Origin of the sequence: Amycolatopsis sp. NBC_00345, assembly GCF_036116635.1 — a bacterium.
In the GTDB taxonomy this organism is placed as follows: domain Bacteria; phylum Actinomycetota; class Actinomycetes; order Mycobacteriales; family Pseudonocardiaceae; genus Amycolatopsis.
Genome location: NZ_CP107995.1, coordinates 121,866 through 139,444, shown reverse-complemented (window position 1 = coordinate 139,444; position 17,579 = coordinate 121,866). Strand labels below are relative to the sequence as shown.

Here is a 17,579-nt window from a genome sequence, read left to right as displayed (position 1 = left end):
CGTCATGTCACGGCCCACGTCCGCACAGGACGCCTGGAAGACACCGGAGATCCGCGAGGCCGAGTCCGCGCTCGACCGCACCACGCGGAAGTCGCAGGACCTGCTGAAGGATCTCGAAAAGATCCGGCTGAAGCCGGTCGAGCGGCCCGACACCCCGGAGCGGATCGAAGCGCTCAAGGCCGCCGCCTCGAAGCCGGACGCCCCGGCCGAGCTGCGGCTGGTCAAGCGGAAAGTCGACGCCGGCGAGTTCAAGTGGGAGGACGTCGCGTCCGGCCGCGCGTTCGCCGACCCCGAGGTGCGGGCCCTGGCGTCCGCGAAGCTCGGCGAAAGCAAGGACATCTACGAGGAGCTGCAAGAGGGCCTGACGCCGGACGAGGTCCTCGAAGCCCGCGCCGGCTCGCGCAACGACCTCGCCGACACCGGGCGCTCGACGTACCCGGCCGCGGCGGAGAAGCCCGCGGGATTCTCGAACGAGAACCCGCTCGCGAGCAGCGCCGAGCCGTCGTACCAAGCTCCGCCGCAGGACGGGCCTTCACCCCATTCGGCACCGGAACCCGAGCACGGGCGGCACGCCGCGCCCCACCAGAACGCGCCGTCGCACCAGAAACCCGCGCCCTCGGACGAGGAATTCACCAGCCCCCTCGCCGACCGCGGGTATCCGGCGCCTTCGGCCCCGCCCGAGCCCGAGCCCGACCAGGGCCGGCACACCGCCGCACCTCGTGAGCAGGAAGCACGCCGCTTCACCGCACCCGAGGACGACGACTTCGCCGACCCGCTGGCCGACCGCGACAGCAAACCGCAGCGACAGGACCCGCCCCCGCCCGCACGTCGCCCCCGCCGCGAGGACCGCTCCGGCGATGACGACGACTACTTCGGCAACTCACTGCTCGGCTGACCCCGCGACGCATGAGGCCCCCGACCCTGGGGGCGGATTCTCGGGGTCCTCGCAACACCCTGGATTTCAGGGAGTTGCGGGGATCGTGCTGTCACCGGAGTTGCGGAAGAGGTTCTTCGAGGCGCTGGAGCGGGAGGACGGCAACGTCTCGGTCGCGTCGCGGGCGGTCGGGGTGAACCTGAACACGGCCTTCGGGTGGGTCCGGTGGGCTGGCCTTCGAGGGCGTGGGAGCACCAGCCAGGGTGGTCACCCCGGTCGTGGGGAGTACGACCGGCTGCGCGGAGAAGGGGTCAGCCGTAAGGAGGCCGCCCGGCGTGTCGGGGTCAACGTGCGCACGGCGCAGGACTGGGATCACGGGGTGCGATCAATTGGCCCGACCCGCGTCTATCCCGGCGGGCGCAAGGTGGACTACCGGACGGGCGTGACCACGATGGTCACGGCGACGCAGCCGCCCACGGTGAGGTCCTTGGAGGCCGGGCTGCATCCCCGGTTCCTGACCCTGGTCGAGCGCGAGACGATCGCCGACCTGCACCGTCAGGGCGCTTCGCTGCGGGCGATCGGGCGCGAACTGGGCCGGCCTGCGTCCACGATCAAGCGTGAGATCGACGCTTACGCCGTGGGAGGCGTCTACCGGCCATACCGGGCCCAGCGGGCGTGGGCGAAGAGCCGTGTGCGGCACAAGGCATCCAAGCTGGCTCACGACGGACCGCTGCGGGACTACGTCACCAGCAAGCTGCGGGAGGAGTGGTCGCCTGAGCAGATCTGCCACGCTCTGGTGACCGAGTTCCCGGACGACGAGAGCATACGGGTGAGTACGGAGACGATCTACCAGGCGATCTATGTCCAGGCCTGTGGCGGGCTGCGGCGCGAGGTCGCTACGGCGCTGCGCACTGGGCGCACCAGGCGCAAGCCCCACCGGCGTCCTGATCAGCGCACTCAGCGGTTCGTCGACGAGATGGTGATGATCTCCGACCGTCCCGCCGAGATCGAGGACCGAGCCGTGCCCGGCCACTGGGAAGGTGACCTGATCGTCGGCACCCGCAGCGACAGCGCGATCGTGACCCTGGTCGAGCGCTCCACCCGCTACGTCCTGCTCGGGCACCTGCCCGGCGGACACACCGCCGAGGAAGTCCGCGATGTGCTCGTGCCGTTGATCGGGTCCCTGCCCGAACACCTACGCGGCTCGCTGACCTGGGACCAAGGCTGCGAAATGGCCGCACACAAGCAGTTCACCGTGGCCACCGGAGTACCGGTCTACTTCTGCGACCCGCACTCGCCCTGGCAACGCGGATCGAACGAGAACACCAACGGCCTGCTGCGGCAGTACTTCCCCAAGGGCACCGACCTGAGCGTCTACGGATCCGAAGACCTCGAGCACGTCGCCCAGAAACTCAACCGCCGCCCACGCAAAACGCTCGGCTGGAAAACCCCAGCCGAGCGTCTGCGTGATCTACTGACAGCCATCTAGACCATCAGGTGTTGCGAGGACCCCGAGAATCCGCCGGGAAGGGACGGGGGCCTCATGCGTAAAGCGGGTCAGGACTTCTCGGGCTTCTCCGCCTCCGGAGCCGCTGTGGCCGCCGTGGCCGAAGACCCGGCGTCGACCGTGATCTCGTCGCGGGTCTCGGCGGTAAGCGTCTCGTCGGCAGTCGTCTCGGCGGCCGGTTCCCCGTCCGCGGGCTTCTCCTCCGACGGCTCCCCGGCCTCCGCGTCACGCTCGTCTCCGCGGCTGCGCAACGTCTCCGGCAGCTCCCGCGGACCGCGGCGCTTGGCCAGCATCATCACGATCACCGCGCCGAGGAACACCAGGATCGAGGTCCACACGTTCACCCGGAGGCCGAGGATGTGGTTGGCCGTGTCCGTGCGCAGCAGCTCGATCCAGCAGCGGCCGACGGTGTAGCCGGCGACGTACAGCGCGAACGCGCGCCCGTGGCCGAGCTTGAACCGGCGGTCGGCCCACACCACGAGGCCGGCGATGAGCAGGTTCCAGATCAGCTCGTACAGGAACGTCGGCTGCACCGGGCTGTCCGGCAGCGGGATGTGCCCGGTCGCGATGCCGTTGAGGGTGTCGTCCGGGTTGGCCGGGTTGAAGCGCTGGTAGATCTCCAGGCCCCACGGCAGGTTGGTGTGCGCGCCGTAGAGCTCCTGGTTGAAGTAGTTGCCGATGCGGCCGATGGCCTGCGCCGTGATGATGCCGGGGGCGAGCGCGTCGGCCAGCGCCGGCAGCGGGATGCCCTTGCGGCGGCAGGCGATCAGCGCGCCGACCGCGCCGAGGGCGATCGCGCCCCAGATGCCGAGGCCGCCGTCCCAGATGGCGAAGGCGTTCCACGGGTTGCGGCCCGCGGTGAAGTACAGCTCGGGGTCGGTGATCACGTGGTAGAGCCGGCCGCCGACCAGGCCGAACGGCACGGCGAACACCGCGACGTCGATCACCGTGCCCTTGGTGCCGCCCCGGGCCACCCAGCGCCGCTCACCCCACCAGATCGCCACGATGATGCCGGCGATGATGCAGAGTGCGTAGGCGCGGATCGGGATGAATCCCAGGTGCCAGACCCCGCGGTCGGGGCTCGGGATCGTGGCCAGGAAGGCTGCCGAGGCGGAATACACGCGGCCACCGTAGCGCGTCGCCTCACCGCGGTGGTGAGGAGCCGTCGAAAACTCGTGAGTGTTTATGCCGGTTAGAACCGTCGCGAACACTCACGAGTCATTCGTAACCGCCCGGCTCCAGCGCGGCCAGGTAACCGGCCATCAGCGCGCCCGCGACCTGGGCGACGGCGCCGTCCTCGGGCAGGAAGACCTCGTCGTGCAGGCTGGGCGCGCCCGCGGTGTCGCCGAGGCCGACGAAGAGCATCAGCCCACGGCTCTCGCCGCCGCAGTAGTGCGCGAAGTCGTCGGCGCCGAAGGAGCGGAAGTCCACGTCGACGTCGGCGCCGCCGCGGACCAGCCACTCCTGCGCCGCGGCGGCCAGCGCCGGGTCGTTGACCAGCACCGGCTCGCACGGGCTGATCCGCAACTCGGCGGTGCAGCCGTGGGCCTGCGCGGTGCCGTGCACGATCTCGGCCAGCGCGTCCAGGGCGCGCTCGCGGTCCACCGAGCGCATGAGCCGCAGCGAGCCGAGCGCGGTGGCGGTGTTGGGCACCACGTTCGCGGCCGTGCCCGCCTGGATCCGGCCGATCGAGCAGACGGCGCCGTGCACCGGGTCGATCCGGCGGCTGGCGAGCTGCTGCAGGCTCACCACGAGCTGGCTCAGCGCCAGCACCGGGTCGCGCAGCAGGTGCGGGTACCCGGCGTGGCCGCCCTGGCCGTGCAGCACGACCTCGAACTCGTCGGTCGAGGCGTTCACCGGCCCCGGCGCGGCCGACACCACGCCGTAGGCCAGCCGCGGCTGCACGTGGGCGCCGATCACCGTGTCGACGCCGTGCTCCTCCAGCACCCCGGACTCGACGATGTCCAGCGCCCCGGACGGCGAAGTCTCCTCCCGCGGCTGCAGCACGGCGACCAGCGGCCGCGGCAGCTCCACCCGCCGCGCGGCGCGGGCGACGGCGACCAGCGCGGCGAGGTGCACGTCGTGCCCGCACGCGTGCATCAGGCCGGAGCCGGACGCCCACGGCACGCCGGTGCGCTCGGTCACCGGCAGCGCGTCCATCTCCGCGCGCAGCGCCACCGCGGGCCCGGGATGATCGCCCGGCAGCCGGATCAGCCGTCCGGTCTTGGCGACGCGCTCGCCCTCGCCAAGGCCGAGCGCCGCGGCGACCACGCGGGCGGTGTCGTCCTCGTCGCCGGACGCGCGCGGGTCGGCGTGCAGCCGGTGCCGCAGCTCCACGGCCGCGGGCAGCTCTTCGGCCAGCGCCGCCCGCCAGCTCTCGAACAGGTCGGTCATCGTGGCTCCAGGCGGTAGATCCGGGCGGCGTTCTCGTGTCCGGCCAGCCGCGCCAGCCGTACGGCGTCCACTTCGGACAGTGCGCCGGCGGCCAGCGCGCCGCGCAGGAAGTCCGAAAGGCCTTGCCGGAACAGCGCCGTGCCCAGGTGGTAGAGCTCGGCGAGGCCGAACGCGTCGGTGGAGAACAGCAGCTTGCCGAACGGCACCAGCTCCAGCATCTCGGCCAGCACCGCGGGCGCGCGGAAGCCGGCATTGTGCGTGATCAGCCCGGCGTCGACGAACACGTGCTCGAAGACCTGCGCGAGGTACGCGGCGTTGCGGTGGAACGGGTAGTTGTGCAGCAGCAGGATCGGCACGCCGCTGTCCCGGGTGGCGCGCAGCAGACCGGTCAGCAGCAGCGGGTCGCAGCGGTGCAGGTCGACGTCGGAGTCGCCGTAGCCCACGTGGAACTGCACGGGCAGGCCGAAGTCGATGCCGGCGAAGACGAGATGCCGGTGCAGCACCTCGTCGGCCAGCCGGGCGGGCGCGCCGCCGGCCACCCGCGCGAGCCAGCGCCCGGCGGCGTCGGCGACCTCGGGGCCCGAAGGCCGTTCGCCGGACAGCTCCAGGCCCACGCGATACGCGGCGATCGACTTGAACCCGACGGCGCCGGCCGCCCGTTGGCCCAGCTCGGCCCCGAAGTCCGCGGCGAACCCGGCGGCCGTGGTCCCGGCGCGCACCACGTCCTCGGCGACCTGCTCCAGCCGGACCACGTCGTGCGCGCGGGCGCCCGCCAGCGCGGCGAACTCCCCGGTCGAGGTCAGCGATTCGGGCAGGAAACCGCCGTCCAGCAAGAAGTCCGTGGTGCCGGTGGCCCGCAGGAACCGCCGGTTGACCTCCTCGGCGCCCAGCTCGGCGCGGCGGGCCAGATAGTCGCCGGCGGGCGCGTGCCTGGGCAGGTCCAGCACCGGCGCGCACCGCTCGCGCACGGCGAGGCCCACCAGCGAGTCGAACAGCGAAGTGCCCAGCGGCGACACGGTGTCCGCCTCGGTGAGCATCCGCTCGAAGCCGTCACGGTCCACTCCGCGGGTGACCACGCCGTGGCAGTGATGGTCGACCAACGGCAGATCCGCGACGAAGGGCAGCAGCTCGGTCATGGGCCTCCTTCGGCGACCGCCAGCCTTTCCCCCACCCTACGGGCGAGCCCGGGCACGGCGAGCACCAAGATCACCGCCAGCACCAGCACCGCCCCGGCGACCACCGGAAACCAGCGAGCCGGGCCCTCCGTGGGATACGGCACCACATTCACGTACACCGTGTAGCCCAGCACCGCGAGCGCGCCGAGCGGGAAGACCAGGTGCCACCACGGCACGCGCATCCGGCGTCGCACGAACAGCAGCAGGATCGCGCCGAGTGTGGTGAGCAGGTAGATGACCAACAGGATCAAGGTCCCGATCGACCCGCTCCAGGCGAACGTGTCCGCCGCCGTGGCGCCGAAGAACACCGCGCACACCACGATGATCAGCGCGGCCGCCAGTGCCACGGCCGTCACCGCGGCGACCGGGGTGCCCTTCGCGGACGTACGGCCGATGCCGCGGCCGTCGAAGGCGTCGCGGCCCAGCGCGAACAGCAGCCGCGAGCCGCCGACCACGCAGGCGAGGCAGCAGCCGAACGCGCTGACCGCCGCGCCCACGCTGATCACATCGCCCACCCAGGAGCCGACGAACCGGCCGCCGAGGTCGCCCAGCAGCGAAGGCGAGTCGTGGAAGGCCTTCGCGTCGGAGCGGAACGCCATCATCTCGACGGCGGTGACGATGACGAAGTAGGCGCCGCCGAAGATCGCCGTGCCGAGGATGGCGCGCGGGATGTTCCGGCGCGGGTCGCGGGTCTCCTCCCCCAGCGTCGCGGCCGCCTCGAACCCTGCGAACGACAGGAACCCGAACACCGCGCCCAGGAAGACGCCGGACAGCCCGGCGTCCGGGGCGAAGGTGAAGACCTCGAGCGTGAACCGGCCGCCGCCCGGCGCGTTCCCGGCGATCAGCCGGACCAGGATGATCACGGTGACCAGCAGGATGAGGGCGATCGTCGCGCCCTCCACCGCGAGCAGCGTGCTGGTGCCGCGGCGCGCGGGCGCCACAGCGAGCAGCCAGCTGCCGACGAGCGCGACGGCGGTCAGCACGAACGGCCCCCACCACGGCGGGTCCGGCCAGATCCCGGTCTGCGTGAGGAAAGCCGTGCCGAGGGTGCCGGCGGCGGAGCTGGTGACCACGGCGTAGAAGGTGTACGTGCCGAGCAGGCCGATGCCCGAAACCACGCCGGCCCGCGGGCCGAGCGTCGCGCCGACGAAGGCGTAGACCGAGCCGGCGTGCTGGTAGTGCTGGCAGAGCCGGACGAAGCCGTACGCCACCAGCAGCACCCCGGCGGCGGAGAGCAGGAACGCGAGCGGCACGGCACGACCGGCCGCCGCCGCGGTCTGCTGCGGGTTGATGCTGGCGGCCATGCTCGGGGCCATCAGCGCCACCGAAAGGCCGACGGCCTGCCAGACGGACAAGGTGCGGCGCAGCGCTGGACGGGTTTCGGCGGGGTCTGACACGATGCGCTCCTCGAAGCCAACGTGGACGGTTCGTGTGCGGTACACAGTGAACAGCGCGGGAGAACGATGAGCCAGCTCGATCGGGCGGAACTTTCACGGCGCGGCACCGAAGCGGCCGCCCGGCTGGGGCGCGCGGGGGTGGAGCTGATCGCGCTGACCTTCGTCGACAACTCCGGGATCTCGCGGGTCAAGGCGGTGCCGGTGGGCCGGCTCGCGTCCGCCGCCGCGTGGGGCGTGGGCGCGTCCAACTCGTTCGACTTCTTCCTCTGCACGGACACGATCGCCGACGGCGCGTACTCGCCCGGCCCGGTCGGCGACCTCCGGCTGCACCCGGACCTCGACGCGCTGACGGTGCTCGCGTCGCCGTCCGGCTGGGCGTGGGCGCCGGTGCTGAAGTACGACCAGGAGGGCGCGCCGCACCCGCAGGACGCGCGGGCGCTGGCCGTCGCGGGCGTCGAGCGGCTGGCCGAGCGCGGTTACTCCGCTCGGATGGCGTTCGAGACCGAGTGGGTCGTCACGGATCCCGACGGCGATCCGTTGCCCGGCCCGGCGTACGGCTACTCACGGCTGACCGGCAACGCCGGCTACCTGCGCACACTGGTGTCCGCTTTGGACAGTCAGCACGTCGAGGTGGAGCAGATCCACCCGGAGTACGCGGCGGGCCAGTTCGAGCTGTCGGTGGCGGCCGCGGACCCGGTGCGCGCGGCGGACCTCGCGGTGCTGACGCGCGAGACGATCCGCACGGTGACCGCCGATCACGGGCTGCGGGCGTCGTTCACGCCGAAGTTCGCGCCCGGCGGCGTCGGCAACGGCGGGCACGTTCACCTGAGTGTCTGGGACGGCTCGCGGAACCTGTGCTCCGGCGGCGACGGCCCGTTCGGGCTGACCGCCGGGGCTTCGTCGTTCGGGGCGGGGATCCTGGCGCGGCTGCCCGCGCTGCTGGCCGTGGGCGCGCCGTCGGTGCTCAGCTACCTGCGGCTGGAGCCGCACCACTGGGCGGGCGTGTTCACCGCGTGGGGCCTGGAAAATCGCGAGGCGCCGCTGCGCCTGATCCGCGGCGCCCCCGGCCAGCGCGACACGGCGGCGAACCTGGAGGTGAAGTGCTTCGACCTGACGGCGAACCCGTACCTCGTCGTCGCGGGCCTGCTCTTCGCCGGCCTGTCCGGCCTCGATTCCGGCGCCCGCCTGCCCGCGCCGGTGGACGTCGACCCGGGCGCGCTGTCGCCGGAGGAAGCCGCGTCTTCGGGAGTAACCCGGCTGCCCCGGTCACTGGCCGAAGCGGTGGCCGCGTTCGAGGCCGACGACGTGCTGAAGTCCGCCTTCGGCCCCGAACTCGCCACGACGCTGATGGACGTGCGCCGCGGCGAGATCGCGGAGCTGGGGTCGCTGGACCCGGAGTCGCTGTGCTCGGTGATGCGCTGGCTGCATTAAAGCTCGTGAGTGTTGATGACGGTTCTAACCGTCATCAACACTCACGAGCCTTCAGCGGGTGGACAGCTGCGCCGCGACGTCGGACCGGAGTTCGGGGAGCCGGGCGTACAGCTTGTCGCCGGGGCAATCGGTGTTGTAGTAGTCGCGGTGGCCCTTGATCTCCTCGACCGGGATGCCGTACTGCGTGCAGATGTAGGCGCAGAACACCACCAGCGACGACCACTGCGCCTCCGGCGGCTCGACGGTCATGTAGGTGCCCTCGTTCTCGATGCCGATGGCGTTGTCGTTCTGGCCGGGGCAGTGCGCGGCGCGGACGATCTTGTCGCCGCTGCGCAGTGCGTCGAGGCTGCCGTGGCGGCCTTCCATGCGGTAGCCGCCGCGGGAGACGGTGAAGTGCTGGCCGGTGTCGGACCAGCCGTTGTTGTCGATGTGGTCGGCCTGGTCGTCGCGCGCGACCTGGAACGCGTGCTCGAGCGAGTAGTCCGTGCTGTTGGGGCAGTCGATGTGGTGGATGAGGATCCGGTTGGCCGGGTGGTCGAGCGTGGTGAGCGGGTCCGCGGGCGGCCGCGCACCCCACTCGGCGCAGCTGTAGATCCGCGGTTCGCCGGCCGCGCGCGCCAGGCCGGGCAGCAGCAGACCCGCCGCCGCGGCGGCCGTCATCCCGGCCGCACCACGGAGAAACGCTCGCCGGGGCAAGTGTCCGATGTCGATAGCCATGCCCGCGACTGTGCGCGTCCGGCGTACACGATTCGTACAAACGCCAGCTTCGACCGCGCCCACCGCTCGCGCCTGAACGCCCGGCTCAGCCGCGAAGATCCACCCGCGCCCCGAACGGCTCCACCAGCTCCAGCACTCCGCCTTCGCTCTCCTCGATCGGCACGTACTCCCCGCCGTCCAGCCCGAACACGGTGGCGGCCACCGGCTCCTGGGCCGGGTCGACGAGCAGGTAGTACGGGATGAGCGCCTCGGCGTACAGCGCTTTCTTCAGGATCCGATCCTGAACCCTCGTCGACGGCGACTCGATCTCCACCACCATGGCCATTTGCTGCTCGGTCAGGCTCACACCTTCGAGCCCTGGCGCGGTGCTCACAACCAGGTCGGGGATGAGCAGCCGGTTGTTCCGATTGCCCAGCACCAGGGTCGCCCCAGGCAGGACCTCGAGACGAGGTGCCGCGGCCGGGCTGAGCTCACCCCACAACCGGCCGACCAGCCGTTGGTGCTCCAGGCGCGCCAGAGGACTCACCAGCAACACCCCGTCGACAAGCTCGACCCGGTTGCCCCCGGTCCGCTCTTCGGGCAGCGCGAGCACGTCGTCGACGATCCAGCCACCAGCCCGGTACGCCAGCCTGATCTCGGGTTCAGCAGGAGTCATCATCACACCGAGAGTGTACGAACGACCACCGACAGTTTCCGGCGGCGAAGCAAGAGCGACCGATCAGGCCGGAGTGACCGCCCGGCGAACGCCCTCCGCCAGCTCCCCCGCCAGCGAACGAACCCCGTCCGGGCCGGAGGCGGCGGCGGTGACCAGTGCGGAGCCCACGATGACCGCGTCGGCGAAGGAGCCCACCTGGGCCGCCTGGTCGCCGGAGCGGACGCCGAGGCCGACGCCGATCGGGAGGGACGTGTGGGTGCGCGTGCGGCGGACCAGCTCCTCCGCGTGGACGCCCACCGCGTCGCGGGCGCCCGTGACGCCCATGACCGCCGTGGCGTAGACGAAGCCCGAGGAGGCCTCGACCGTCTTCACGATGCGCTCCTCCGACGACGACGGCGCGACCAGGAAGATCCGGTCCAGCCCGTGCGCCCGCGAGGCCGCCATCCACTCGCCGGCCTCGTCCGGGATCAGGTCCGGGGTGATCATGCCCAGGCCGCCGGCCGCGGCCAGGTCGCGGGCGAACGCGTCCACGCCGTAGCGGTGCACCGGGTTCCAGTACGTCATCACGACGGCCTTGCCACCGCGCGCCGACACCGACTCGACCACCTCGAACAGCTGCTTGAGCCGGAAGCCGCCGGCCAGCGCCGACTCGGCGGCGGCCTGGATGGTCGGGCCGTCCATCACCGGGTCGGAGTACGGCACGCCGACCTCGACCAGGTCGGCGCCACCGTCGACCGTCGCGGCCAGCAGGTCCTTCGAGCCCTCGACCGAGGGGAATCCGGCGGGCAGGTAGCCGACCAGCGCGGCCCGGCCTTCCGCCCGCGTCGCCGCGAACACCTCGTCGAGGCCGCTCACTTGCCCTCCTCGGCAGCGTCGGAGCCGCCAGCGTCAGAACCGGCAGTGTCCGCGAGGCCGAACCACTCCGCCGCGGTGTCCATGTCCTTGTCGCCGCGGCCGGAAAGATTGACCAGGATCAGGCCGTCCGGCCCCAGCTCACGGCCCAGCACCAGCGCGCCCGCGAGCGCGTGCGCCGACTCGATCGCCGGGATGATGCCCTCGGTGCGCGAGAGCAGCCGGAACGCGTCCATCGCCTCGGCGTCGGTGACCGGCCGGTACTCGGCGCGGCCGGAGTCCTTGAGCCACGCGTGCTCGGGCCCGACACCCGGGTAGTCCAGGCCGGCCGAGATCGAGTGCGACTCGATGGTCTGGCCGTCCTCGTCCTGCAGCAGGTACGACATCGCGCCGTGCAGGTTGCCCGGGCTGCCCTTGGTCAGCGTGGCGCCGTGGCGGTTGCCCTCGATGCCCTCGCCGCCGGGCTCGAACCCGACCAGCCGCACCCCGGGGTCGTCGTAGAAGCCGGAGAAGATGCCGATGGCGTTCGAACCGCCGCCGACACACGCCGCGACGACGTCGGGCAGCCGGCCGGCCTGCGCCAGCACCTGCTCACGCGCCTCTTCGCCGATCACCTTGTGGAAGTTGCGCACCATCATCGGGAACGGGTACGGCCCGGCGGCGGTGCCGAACAGGTAGTGCGTGGTGTCGGCGTTGGTCACCCAGTCGCGCAGCGCCTCGTTGATCGCGTCCTTGAGCGTGCGCGAACCGGTCTTGACCGGCACGACCTCGGCGCCGAGCAGCTTCATCCGCGCCACGTTCAGCGACTGCCGCTCGGTGTCGACCTCGCCCATGTAGACGATGCAGTCCAGGTCGAGCAGCGCGCACGCGGTGGCCGTGGCGACGCCGTGCTGGCCGGCGCCGGTCTCCGCGATCACCCGCTTCTTGCCCATCCGCTTGGTGAGCAGCGCCTGGCCCAGCACGTTGTTGATCTTGTGCGAGCCGGTGTGGTTCAGGTCCTCGCGCTTGAGGAACACCCGCGCCCCGCCCGCGTGCTCGCCGAAGCGCTTGGCCTCGGTGAGCAGCGACGGGCGGCCCGCGTAGTCCTTGAGCAGCCGGTTCAGCTCGGCGACGAACTCCGGGTCGTGGCGCGCCTTGTCGTACTCGGCCGCGACCTCGTCCACGACGCCGATCAGCGCCTCCGGCATGAACCGGCCGCCGTACGGGCCGTAGTAGCCGCGCTCGTCCGGGTCGTGCTTGCCGGGCTGGTGTTCGTCGGTCACCGCGAAGGCCTCGGGCAGGCCGGGTGCGAACCGGCGGTGACCAGCTTCACGACGGCGCCCTTGGGGTCGCCCGACGCCACCAGGCCCTCGCCCACCAGCACGGCGTCGGCACCGTGGCCGGCGTACGACATCAGGTCGCCCGGGCCGCGGACGCCGGACTCGGCGACCTTGAACACCTCGAACGGCAGCCCCGGGGCGAGGCGGGAGAAGACGTCCCGGTCCACTTCCAGAGTGTGCAGGTTGCGCGCGTTGACGCCGATCACCTTGGCGCCGACCTCCAGCGCGCGGTCGGCCTCTTCGGCGTTGTGGATCTCCACCAGCGCGGTCATGCCGAGCGATTCGACGCGGTCGAGCAGCGCGGCCAGCGCGTTCTGCTCCAGCGCCGCGACGATCAGCAGCACCATGTCCGCGCCGTGCAGCCGGGCCTCGTGCACCTGGTACGGGCTGACCACGAAGTCCTTGCGCAGCACCGGGATGTCCACGGCGGCGCGCACGGCGTCGAGGTCGGCCAGCGACCCGCCGAAGCGGCGCTGCTCGGTGAGCACGCTGATCACGCGCGCACCGGCGTCCTCGTAGTCCTTGGCCAGCGCCGCGGGGTCGGGGATGTCGGCCAGCTCGCCCTTCGACGGGCTGCGCCGCTTCACCTCGGCGATCACGCCGATGCCGGACTCGCGCAGCGCGGCCATCACGTCACGGGGCTGCGGGGCCTTGGCCGCGCGGACCTTCAGCTCGTCGAACGGCAGCGCCGCCTCGCGCACGGCGAGGTCTTCCCGCACACCGGCGACGATGTCCTCGAGCACGCTCACCGGGTGCCCCCACCCGGTGCCGGGGCCGTCGAGCCCACCGATTCCTTCGCTAGGTCGCTCACAAAAACCTTCCCCTTCCCGCCGAAACGATGCTAACCCCCGCTCGAAGACCGGCCCGTCCCGGGTGCGCCGCGGCCGGCGATTCCGTTCTCCGCCGGGCGATCACCGGCCCGCGGTGGGGTCCTCACCCTCGGAAAGCGCGTCCCACAACTCGATGTCCGGATCACGCTGTGCCTTCTTCGCGCCCGGTGCCGCGTACCGGGCACCGAGCCGCCGTGCGGTCCCCGCGCCCTTGATCGCTGCCAACCCGCCGAGCGCCACGAGAATTCCGCCGAGCACCGCGATCCCACGGCCCAGGAGCATCTCGGTGACGGGCAGTCCGGCGGCGTACCCGCCGAACCGCACCCCGGCCACCCCGCTCCAGACCCCCGCGACGCCCGCCAGCGCCAGCACGACGCCGAGCACGCGGCGGGCCCAGCCGCCGGTCGCGATCACCCCCGCGACGCCGGCCAGGGCCAGCAGCGCGAGCGGAACCAGCGCCGTGGCCCGCTGTTCGCCGTTTTCGCTGTACAGCACGGTGCCGCGGACGCCCTCGTCGCGGAACTCCGCGAACCAGGCCAGCCGCGAGGCGCCCCACAGCGCCAGCGCGCCCAGCAGGAGCGCCACGATGATCATCCACAGTGGACGACGCGACGGCCGTTCACCTGCCTGGACAACGGGTTCCGCGGGGGTGGCCGGCTCAGACACCGGCGGAGTCCTCGGCCGGGTCGAGCCGGTCCGCGGGCACCATGGTCTGGGCCGCGGCGACGGCCGAGAGCACCGTGCGCGCCTTGTTCAGCGACTCGGTGTCCTCGTAGTCGGCCACCGAGTCGGCCACCACACCGCCGCCCGCCTGCACGTACGCGACGCCGTCGCGCATCAGGGCGGTGCGGATGGCGATGGCCGTGTCGGCGTCGCCGGCGAAGTCCAGGTAGCCGACCACGCCGCCGTACAGGGCGCGGCGCACCGGCTCCAGCTCCTCGATCAGCTGCATGGCGCGTACCTTCGGCGCCCCCGACAGCGTTCCGGCCGGGAAACACGCGGTGACCGCGTCGAACGCCGTCTTGCCCGCGGCCAGCTCGCCGGTGACGGTGGACACGATGTGCATCACGTGGCTGTAGCGCTCGATCTGGAAGAAGTCGACCACCCGCACGGTGCCCGGGCGGCAGACCTTGCCCAGGTCGTTGCGGCCGAGGTCGACGAGCATCAGGTGCTCGGCGCGCTCCTTGTCGTCGGCCAGCAGGTCCTTGGCCAGCTGCGCGTCCTCCTCCGGGTCGGCGCCGCGCCAGCGGGTGCCCGCGATGGGGTGCGTGGTCGCGCGCCCGTCCCGCACCGTGACCAGCGACTCCGGGCTGGACCCGACGATGTCGAAGCCCTCCAGGCGCAGCAGGTACATGTACGGGCTCGGGTTGGACGTGCGCAGCACGCGGTAGACGTCGAGCGCGTCGGCGCCGGTCTCGATCTCGAACCGTTGCGAGGGCACCACCTGGAACGCTTCGCCGGCCTTGATCGCCTCCACCGCCTTGTCGACCGCGGCGTGGAAGTCCTCCTTGCTGCGGCGGCGGGTGAACTCCGGCACGGGCCGGTCGAACGTCGCGACGGTCGGCGGCGCGGGCACGCGCAGCTGCTCGGTCATGGCCGACAGCCGCTCCAGCGCGCTGTCGTAGGCCGCGTCCACACGCTCGGGCGAGTCGTCCCAGTTGACCGCGTTCGCGATCAGCGTGACGGTGCCCTCGTGGTGGTCGAACGCCGCCAGGTCGGTGGCCAGGAGCATGGTCAGCTCGGGGATGTCGAGGTCGCGCTCGGCCAGCTCGGGCAGCTTTTCGAGCCAGCGCACGGCGTCGTAGCCGATGTAGCCGACCATGCCGCCGGTCAGCGGCGGCAGCCCGGGCAGCGGCTCGCTGTGCAGCGCCTCGACGGTGTCGCGCAGGACCTGCAGCGGGTCGCCCTCGACCGGCAGCCCGACCGGCGGCGTGCCGGTCCAGACCGCCTTGCCGTCGCGCACGGTCAGCGCGGCCGGGCTGTCCACGCCCACGAACGACCAGCGCGACCAGGAGGCGCCGTTCTCCGCCGACTCGAACAGGAACGTGCCCGGCCGGTCGGCGGCGAGCTTGCGGTAGACGCCGAGCGGGGTCTCACCGTCGGCGAGCACCTTGCGCACCACGGGGATCACGCGGCGGCTCTCGGCCAGGCCGCGGAACTCCGCGCGAGAGGGGCTGACCGGGCCCGGCCCGGCCGGTTTGCCTGCTGCTGAGCTGACCATGGGCACATTGTGCCGCTCGGGCCGGAGGGGGCCGTGGGCGGGCCCCGAATTCAGTGACCGTTGAATTTACCGCGCCGAAGGGTCAAGATGGACCCTGTGAGCACCGAAGACAGTACCTCCCGCCGCCGGGGCCGGCGGCCGGCCGGGCAGGACACCCGCACGGCGCTGCTCGAAGCCTCGCTCGCGGTGTTCGCCGAGCACGGCTACGAGCGCGCGACCGTCCGCGCGATCGCCGCGCGCGCCGACGTGGACGCGGCCATGGTCAACCACTGGTTCGGCGGCAAGGAGGGCCTGTTCGCCCAGGCGGTGCTCAAGCTGCCGTTCAGCCCGATGGAGCTGGCCGAAACCCTGCGCGACGGCCCGGACGAGGAGTTCGGCGAGCGCATCGCCCGCACCTTCCTCACCCGCTGGGACGGCGCCGGCGGCAACGTCTTCCAGGCCCTCATCCGCAGCGTCGCCGGCCATGAGGAAGCGGCCACCGTGATGCGCGAGTTCTTCGGCAAGTTCTTCGCCGAGCTGATCGGCGGCCTCGGCTCCGACCGGATCGAGCTGCGCACCACGCTGTGCGCCTCCCAGGTGGTGGGCCTGGGCATGATCCGCTACATCGCCCGCTTCGAGCCGCTGGCGTCGGCCGAGGTGGAGACGCTGGTCGCGGCCGTCGCGCCGAACCTGCAGCGCTACCTGACCGGCGAGATCGACTAGCGCCGGGTCAGCGGGCCAGCAGCAGGAACACCAGCGCCAGTGCGGCCGGCAGGACCTGCACCAGCAGGATCCGCTTCGACGCCGTCGCCGCGCCGTAGAAGCCGGCCACGATCACGCAGGCGAGGCCGTAGAGCTTCAGCTGGAACCCGGTCGGGTCGGTGGCGATCAGGCCCCAGACCAGCGCGGCGGCCAGGAAGCCGTTGTACAGCCCCTGGTTCGCGGCCAGCGTCTTGCTCTCGTTGGCGAACGCTTCGGTGGTGCCGAACGCCGCGCGGGCGCGCGGGCTGGTCCACAGGAACATCTCCAGCACCACGATGTACACGTGGATCAGGGCCACGAGGCCGACCAGGATGTTCGCGACGACGGTCACGGGGTGTTCTCACTCTCATCGGCGAGGAGCAGGCGCTCTTCGGTGTCGAAACAACTGTGGCTGCCCGTGTGGCAAGCCGGTCCGGTCTGGTCCACGCGCAGCAGCACTGTGTCACCGTCGCAGTCGATCCGCACCTCGCGGACGTGCTGGACGTGCCCCGAGGTCTCGCCCTTCACCCACAGCTCCTGGCGGCTGCGCGAGAAGTACGTGCCGCGGCGCGTGGTGAGCGTGGCCTCCAGCGCCTCGTCGTTCATCCAGGCCATCATCAGCACGTCCGAAGTCGAGTGCTCGACGACGACGGCGGCGATCAGCCCGTCCGCGTTTCGCTTGAGCCGTGCGGAAACGGCCGCGTCGAGGCTCATCGGACGACCACCCCGCCGGTGCGCAGCGCGGCCTTGACCTCGCCGATCTTCAACTGTCCGAAGTGGAACACGCTGGCCGCCAGCACCGCGTCGGCGCCGGCCTGAACCGCGGGCAGGAAGTGCTCGACGGCGCCCGCCCCGCCGCTCGCGATCACCGGCACCCGCACGGCCGCGCGCACCATCTCGATCAGCCCCAGGTCGAAGCCGGACTTGGTGCCGTCCGCGTCCATCGAGTTGAGCAGGATCTCGCCGACGCCCAGCTCCTCGCCCCGCGCGGCCCACTCCACCGCGTCGATGCCGGTGCCCTGGCGCCCGCCGTGGGTGGTCACCTCGAAGCCGGACGGCGTCGGCTCCCCGCCCTCGGGCACGCGCCGCGCGTCGACCGACAGCACGATGCACTGGGCCCCGAACCGGCGCGAAGCCTCGCGCAGCATCTCCGGGCGCGCGATCGCGGCTGTGTTGATGCTCACCTTGTCCGCGCCGGTGCGCAACAGCCGGTTCACGTCGTCGTTGGACCGGACGCCGCCGCCGACGGTGAGCGGGATGAACACCTGCTCGGCCGTGCGGCGGACCACGTCGAAGGTCGTCTCGCGGTTGCCGGAGGACGCGGTGACGTCGAGGAACGTCAGCTCGTCGGCGCCTTCGGCGTCGTAGAGCCGGGCCAGCTCGACCGGGTCGCCGGCGTCGCGGAGGTCGGCGAAGTTGACCCCCTTCACCACCCGCCCCGCGTCGACGTCGAGACACGGGATCACCCTGACCGCGACAGACATGCC

The 17,579-nt window shown here is 72.0% G+C and carries 18 protein-coding genes; 4 read left to right on the top strand and 14 right to left on the bottom strand.

Going from position 1 to position 17,579, the window contains the following annotated elements:
* The first annotated feature begins 4 nt into the window (after positions 1 to 4).
* Both OG943_RS00685 and OG943_RS00680 read left to right on the top strand, forming a co-directional pair.
* Positions 5 to 895, top strand: a complete 891-nt coding sequence (locus OG943_RS00685) for a hypothetical protein (protein ID WP_328607691.1) — start codon at positions 5 to 7, stop codon at positions 893 to 895.
* A gap of 274 nt (positions 896 to 1,169) precedes the next feature.
* Positions 1,170 to 2,363, top strand: a complete 1,194-nt coding sequence (locus OG943_RS00680) for an IS30 family transposase (protein WP_442874769.1) — start codon at positions 1,170 to 1,172, stop codon at positions 2,361 to 2,363.
* A gap of 68 nt (positions 2,364 to 2,431) precedes the next feature.
* Here OG943_RS00680 and lgt read toward each other — a convergent pair whose 3' ends face one another.
* From lgt to OG943_RS00660, 4 genes are all read right to left on the bottom strand, one after another.
* Positions 2,432 to 3,502 (bottom strand): prolipoprotein diacylglyceryl transferase, encoded by a 1,071-nt coding sequence (lgt, locus tag OG943_RS00675; protein ID WP_328607690.1) that lies wholly within the window; start codon positions 3,500 to 3,502, stop codon positions 2,432 to 2,434.
* A gap of 97 nt (positions 3,503 to 3,599) precedes the next feature.
* On the bottom strand, positions 3,600 to 4,775 hold the full coding sequence (locus OG943_RS00670; RefSeq protein ID WP_328607689.1) for a M20 metallopeptidase family protein: 1,176 nt from the start codon (positions 4,773 to 4,775) through the stop codon (positions 3,600 to 3,602).
* Positions 4,772 to 5,911, bottom strand: coding sequence for an amidohydrolase family protein (locus OG943_RS00665; RefSeq protein WP_328607688.1), 1,140 nt, complete (start codon positions 5,909 to 5,911; stop codon positions 4,772 to 4,774). The genes OG943_RS00670 and OG943_RS00665 overlap by 4 nt, the downstream gene beginning before the upstream one ends.
* Positions 5,908 to 7,347: an APC family permease gene (locus OG943_RS00660; protein WP_328607687.1), complete on the bottom strand. Its 1,440-nt coding sequence runs from the start codon at positions 7,345 to 7,347 to the stop codon at positions 5,908 to 5,910. Before OG943_RS00660 ends, OG943_RS00665 begins: the two co-directional genes overlap by 4 nt.
* Before the next feature lie 66 nt (positions 7,348 to 7,413).
* Here OG943_RS00660 and OG943_RS00655 point away from each other — a divergent pair, with 66 nt between their 5' ends.
* Complete coding sequence (locus tag OG943_RS00655) at positions 7,414 to 8,778, top strand: glutamine synthetase family protein (protein ID WP_328607686.1); 1,365 nt, start codon at positions 7,414 to 7,416, stop codon at positions 8,776 to 8,778.
* Between the two features lie 51 nt (positions 8,779 to 8,829).
* Here OG943_RS00655 and OG943_RS00650 read toward each other — a convergent pair whose 3' ends face one another.
* The 7 genes from OG943_RS00650 to OG943_RS00620 all read right to left on the bottom strand — a co-directional run bounded on the left by OG943_RS00650 (position 8,830) and on the right by OG943_RS00620 (position 15,372).
* Positions 8,830 to 9,489, bottom strand: coding sequence for a peptidoglycan recognition protein family protein (locus OG943_RS00650; protein WP_328611953.1), 660 nt, complete (start codon positions 9,487 to 9,489; stop codon positions 8,830 to 8,832).
* 91 nt (positions 9,490 to 9,580) lie between these two features.
* Entirely contained in the window at positions 9,581 to 10,153 is a 573-nt protein-coding gene (locus OG943_RS00645) for a Uma2 family endonuclease (protein ID WP_328607685.1), read from the bottom strand.
* Between the two features lie 60 nt (positions 10,154 to 10,213).
* The gene (gene trpA / locus OG943_RS00640; RefSeq protein ID WP_328607684.1) at positions 10,214 to 11,005 is read right to left on the bottom strand and encodes a tryptophan synthase subunit alpha; all 792 of its coding nucleotides are present in this window, start codon (positions 11,003 to 11,005) and stop codon (positions 10,214 to 10,216) included.
* Positions 11,002 to 12,282 (bottom strand): tryptophan synthase subunit beta, encoded by a 1,281-nt coding sequence (trpB, locus tag OG943_RS00635; RefSeq protein WP_328611952.1) that lies wholly within the window; start codon positions 12,280 to 12,282, stop codon positions 11,002 to 11,004. The genes trpA and trpB overlap by 4 nt, the downstream gene beginning before the upstream one ends.
* A complete protein-coding gene (trpC, locus tag OG943_RS00630) occupies positions 12,261 to 13,070 on the bottom strand; it encodes an indole-3-glycerol phosphate synthase TrpC (RefSeq protein ID WP_328607683.1) in 810 nt (269 codons plus the stop codon). The genes trpB and trpC overlap by 22 nt, the downstream gene beginning before the upstream one ends.
* A gap of 162 nt (positions 13,071 to 13,232) precedes the next feature.
* Positions 13,233 to 13,745: a Trp biosynthesis-associated membrane protein gene (locus tag OG943_RS00625; protein WP_328611951.1), complete on the bottom strand. Its 513-nt coding sequence runs from the start codon at positions 13,743 to 13,745 to the stop codon at positions 13,233 to 13,235.
* 64 nt (positions 13,746 to 13,809) lie between these two features.
* Entirely contained in the window at positions 13,810 to 15,372 is a 1,563-nt protein-coding gene (locus tag OG943_RS00620) for an anthranilate synthase component I (protein WP_328607682.1), read from the bottom strand.
* A 96-nt stretch (positions 15,373 to 15,468) separates the two neighbouring features.
* Between OG943_RS00620 and OG943_RS00615 the strand changes: the two genes are divergently transcribed.
* Positions 15,469 to 16,074 (top strand): TetR/AcrR family transcriptional regulator, encoded by a 606-nt coding sequence (locus OG943_RS00615; protein ID WP_328607681.1) that lies wholly within the window; start codon positions 15,469 to 15,471, stop codon positions 16,072 to 16,074.
* A gap of 7 nt (positions 16,075 to 16,081) precedes the next feature.
* On the opposite strand, the gene OG943_RS00610 is transcribed toward OG943_RS00615, so the two are convergent.
* The 3 genes from OG943_RS00610 to hisF are packed head-to-tail and all read right to left on the bottom strand — an operon-like array spanning position 16,082 to position 17,576.
* Entirely contained in the window at positions 16,082 to 16,444 is a 363-nt protein-coding gene (locus tag OG943_RS00610) for a DUF1304 domain-containing protein (protein WP_328607680.1), read from the bottom strand.
* Positions 16,441 to 16,806, bottom strand: coding sequence for a phosphoribosyl-AMP cyclohydrolase (hisI, locus tag OG943_RS00605; RefSeq protein WP_328607679.1), 366 nt, complete (start codon positions 16,804 to 16,806; stop codon positions 16,441 to 16,443). The genes OG943_RS00610 and hisI overlap by 4 nt, the downstream gene beginning before the upstream one ends.
* Positions 16,803 to 17,576, bottom strand: a complete 774-nt coding sequence (gene hisF / locus OG943_RS00600; protein ID WP_328607678.1) for an imidazole glycerol phosphate synthase subunit HisF — start codon at positions 17,574 to 17,576, stop codon at positions 16,803 to 16,805. Before hisF ends, hisI begins: the two co-directional genes overlap by 4 nt.
* Positions 17,577 to 17,579 lie beyond the last annotated feature (3 nt).

Bases quoted from the DNA above. Each gene is read 5' to 3' on its own strand.
- hisF (WP_328607678.1), bottom strand. From the start codon at position 17,576: ATGTCTGTCGCGGTCAGGGTGATCCCGTGTCTCGACGTCGACGCGGGG.
- OG943_RS00620 (WP_328607682.1), bottom strand. From the start codon at position 15,372: ATGGTCAGCTCAGCAGCAGGCAAACCGGCCGGGCCGGGCCCGGTCAGC.
- OG943_RS00670 (WP_328607689.1), bottom strand. From the start codon at position 4,775: ATGACCGACCTGTTCGAGAGCTGGCGGGCGGCGCTGGCCGAAGAGCTG.
- OG943_RS00625 (WP_328611951.1), bottom strand. From the start codon at position 13,745: ATGATCATCGTGGCGCTCCTGCTGGGCGCGCTGGCGCTGTGGGGCGCC.
- hisI (WP_328607679.1), bottom strand. From the start codon at position 16,806: ATGAGCCTCGACGCGGCCGTTTCCGCACGGCTCAAGCGAAACGCGGAC.
- OG943_RS00685 (WP_328607691.1), top strand. From the start codon at position 5: ATGTCACGGCCCACGTCCGCACAGGACGCCTGGAAGACACCGGAGATC.
- OG943_RS00645 (WP_328607685.1), bottom strand. From the start codon at position 10,153: ATGATGACTCCTGCTGAACCCGAGATCAGGCTGGCGTACCGGGCTGGT.
- OG943_RS00655 (WP_328607686.1), top strand. From the start codon at position 7,414: ATGAGCCAGCTCGATCGGGCGGAACTTTCACGGCGCGGCACCGAAGCG.
- OG943_RS00665 (WP_328607688.1), bottom strand. From the start codon at position 5,911: ATGACCGAGCTGCTGCCCTTCGTCGCGGATCTGCCGTTGGTCGACCAT.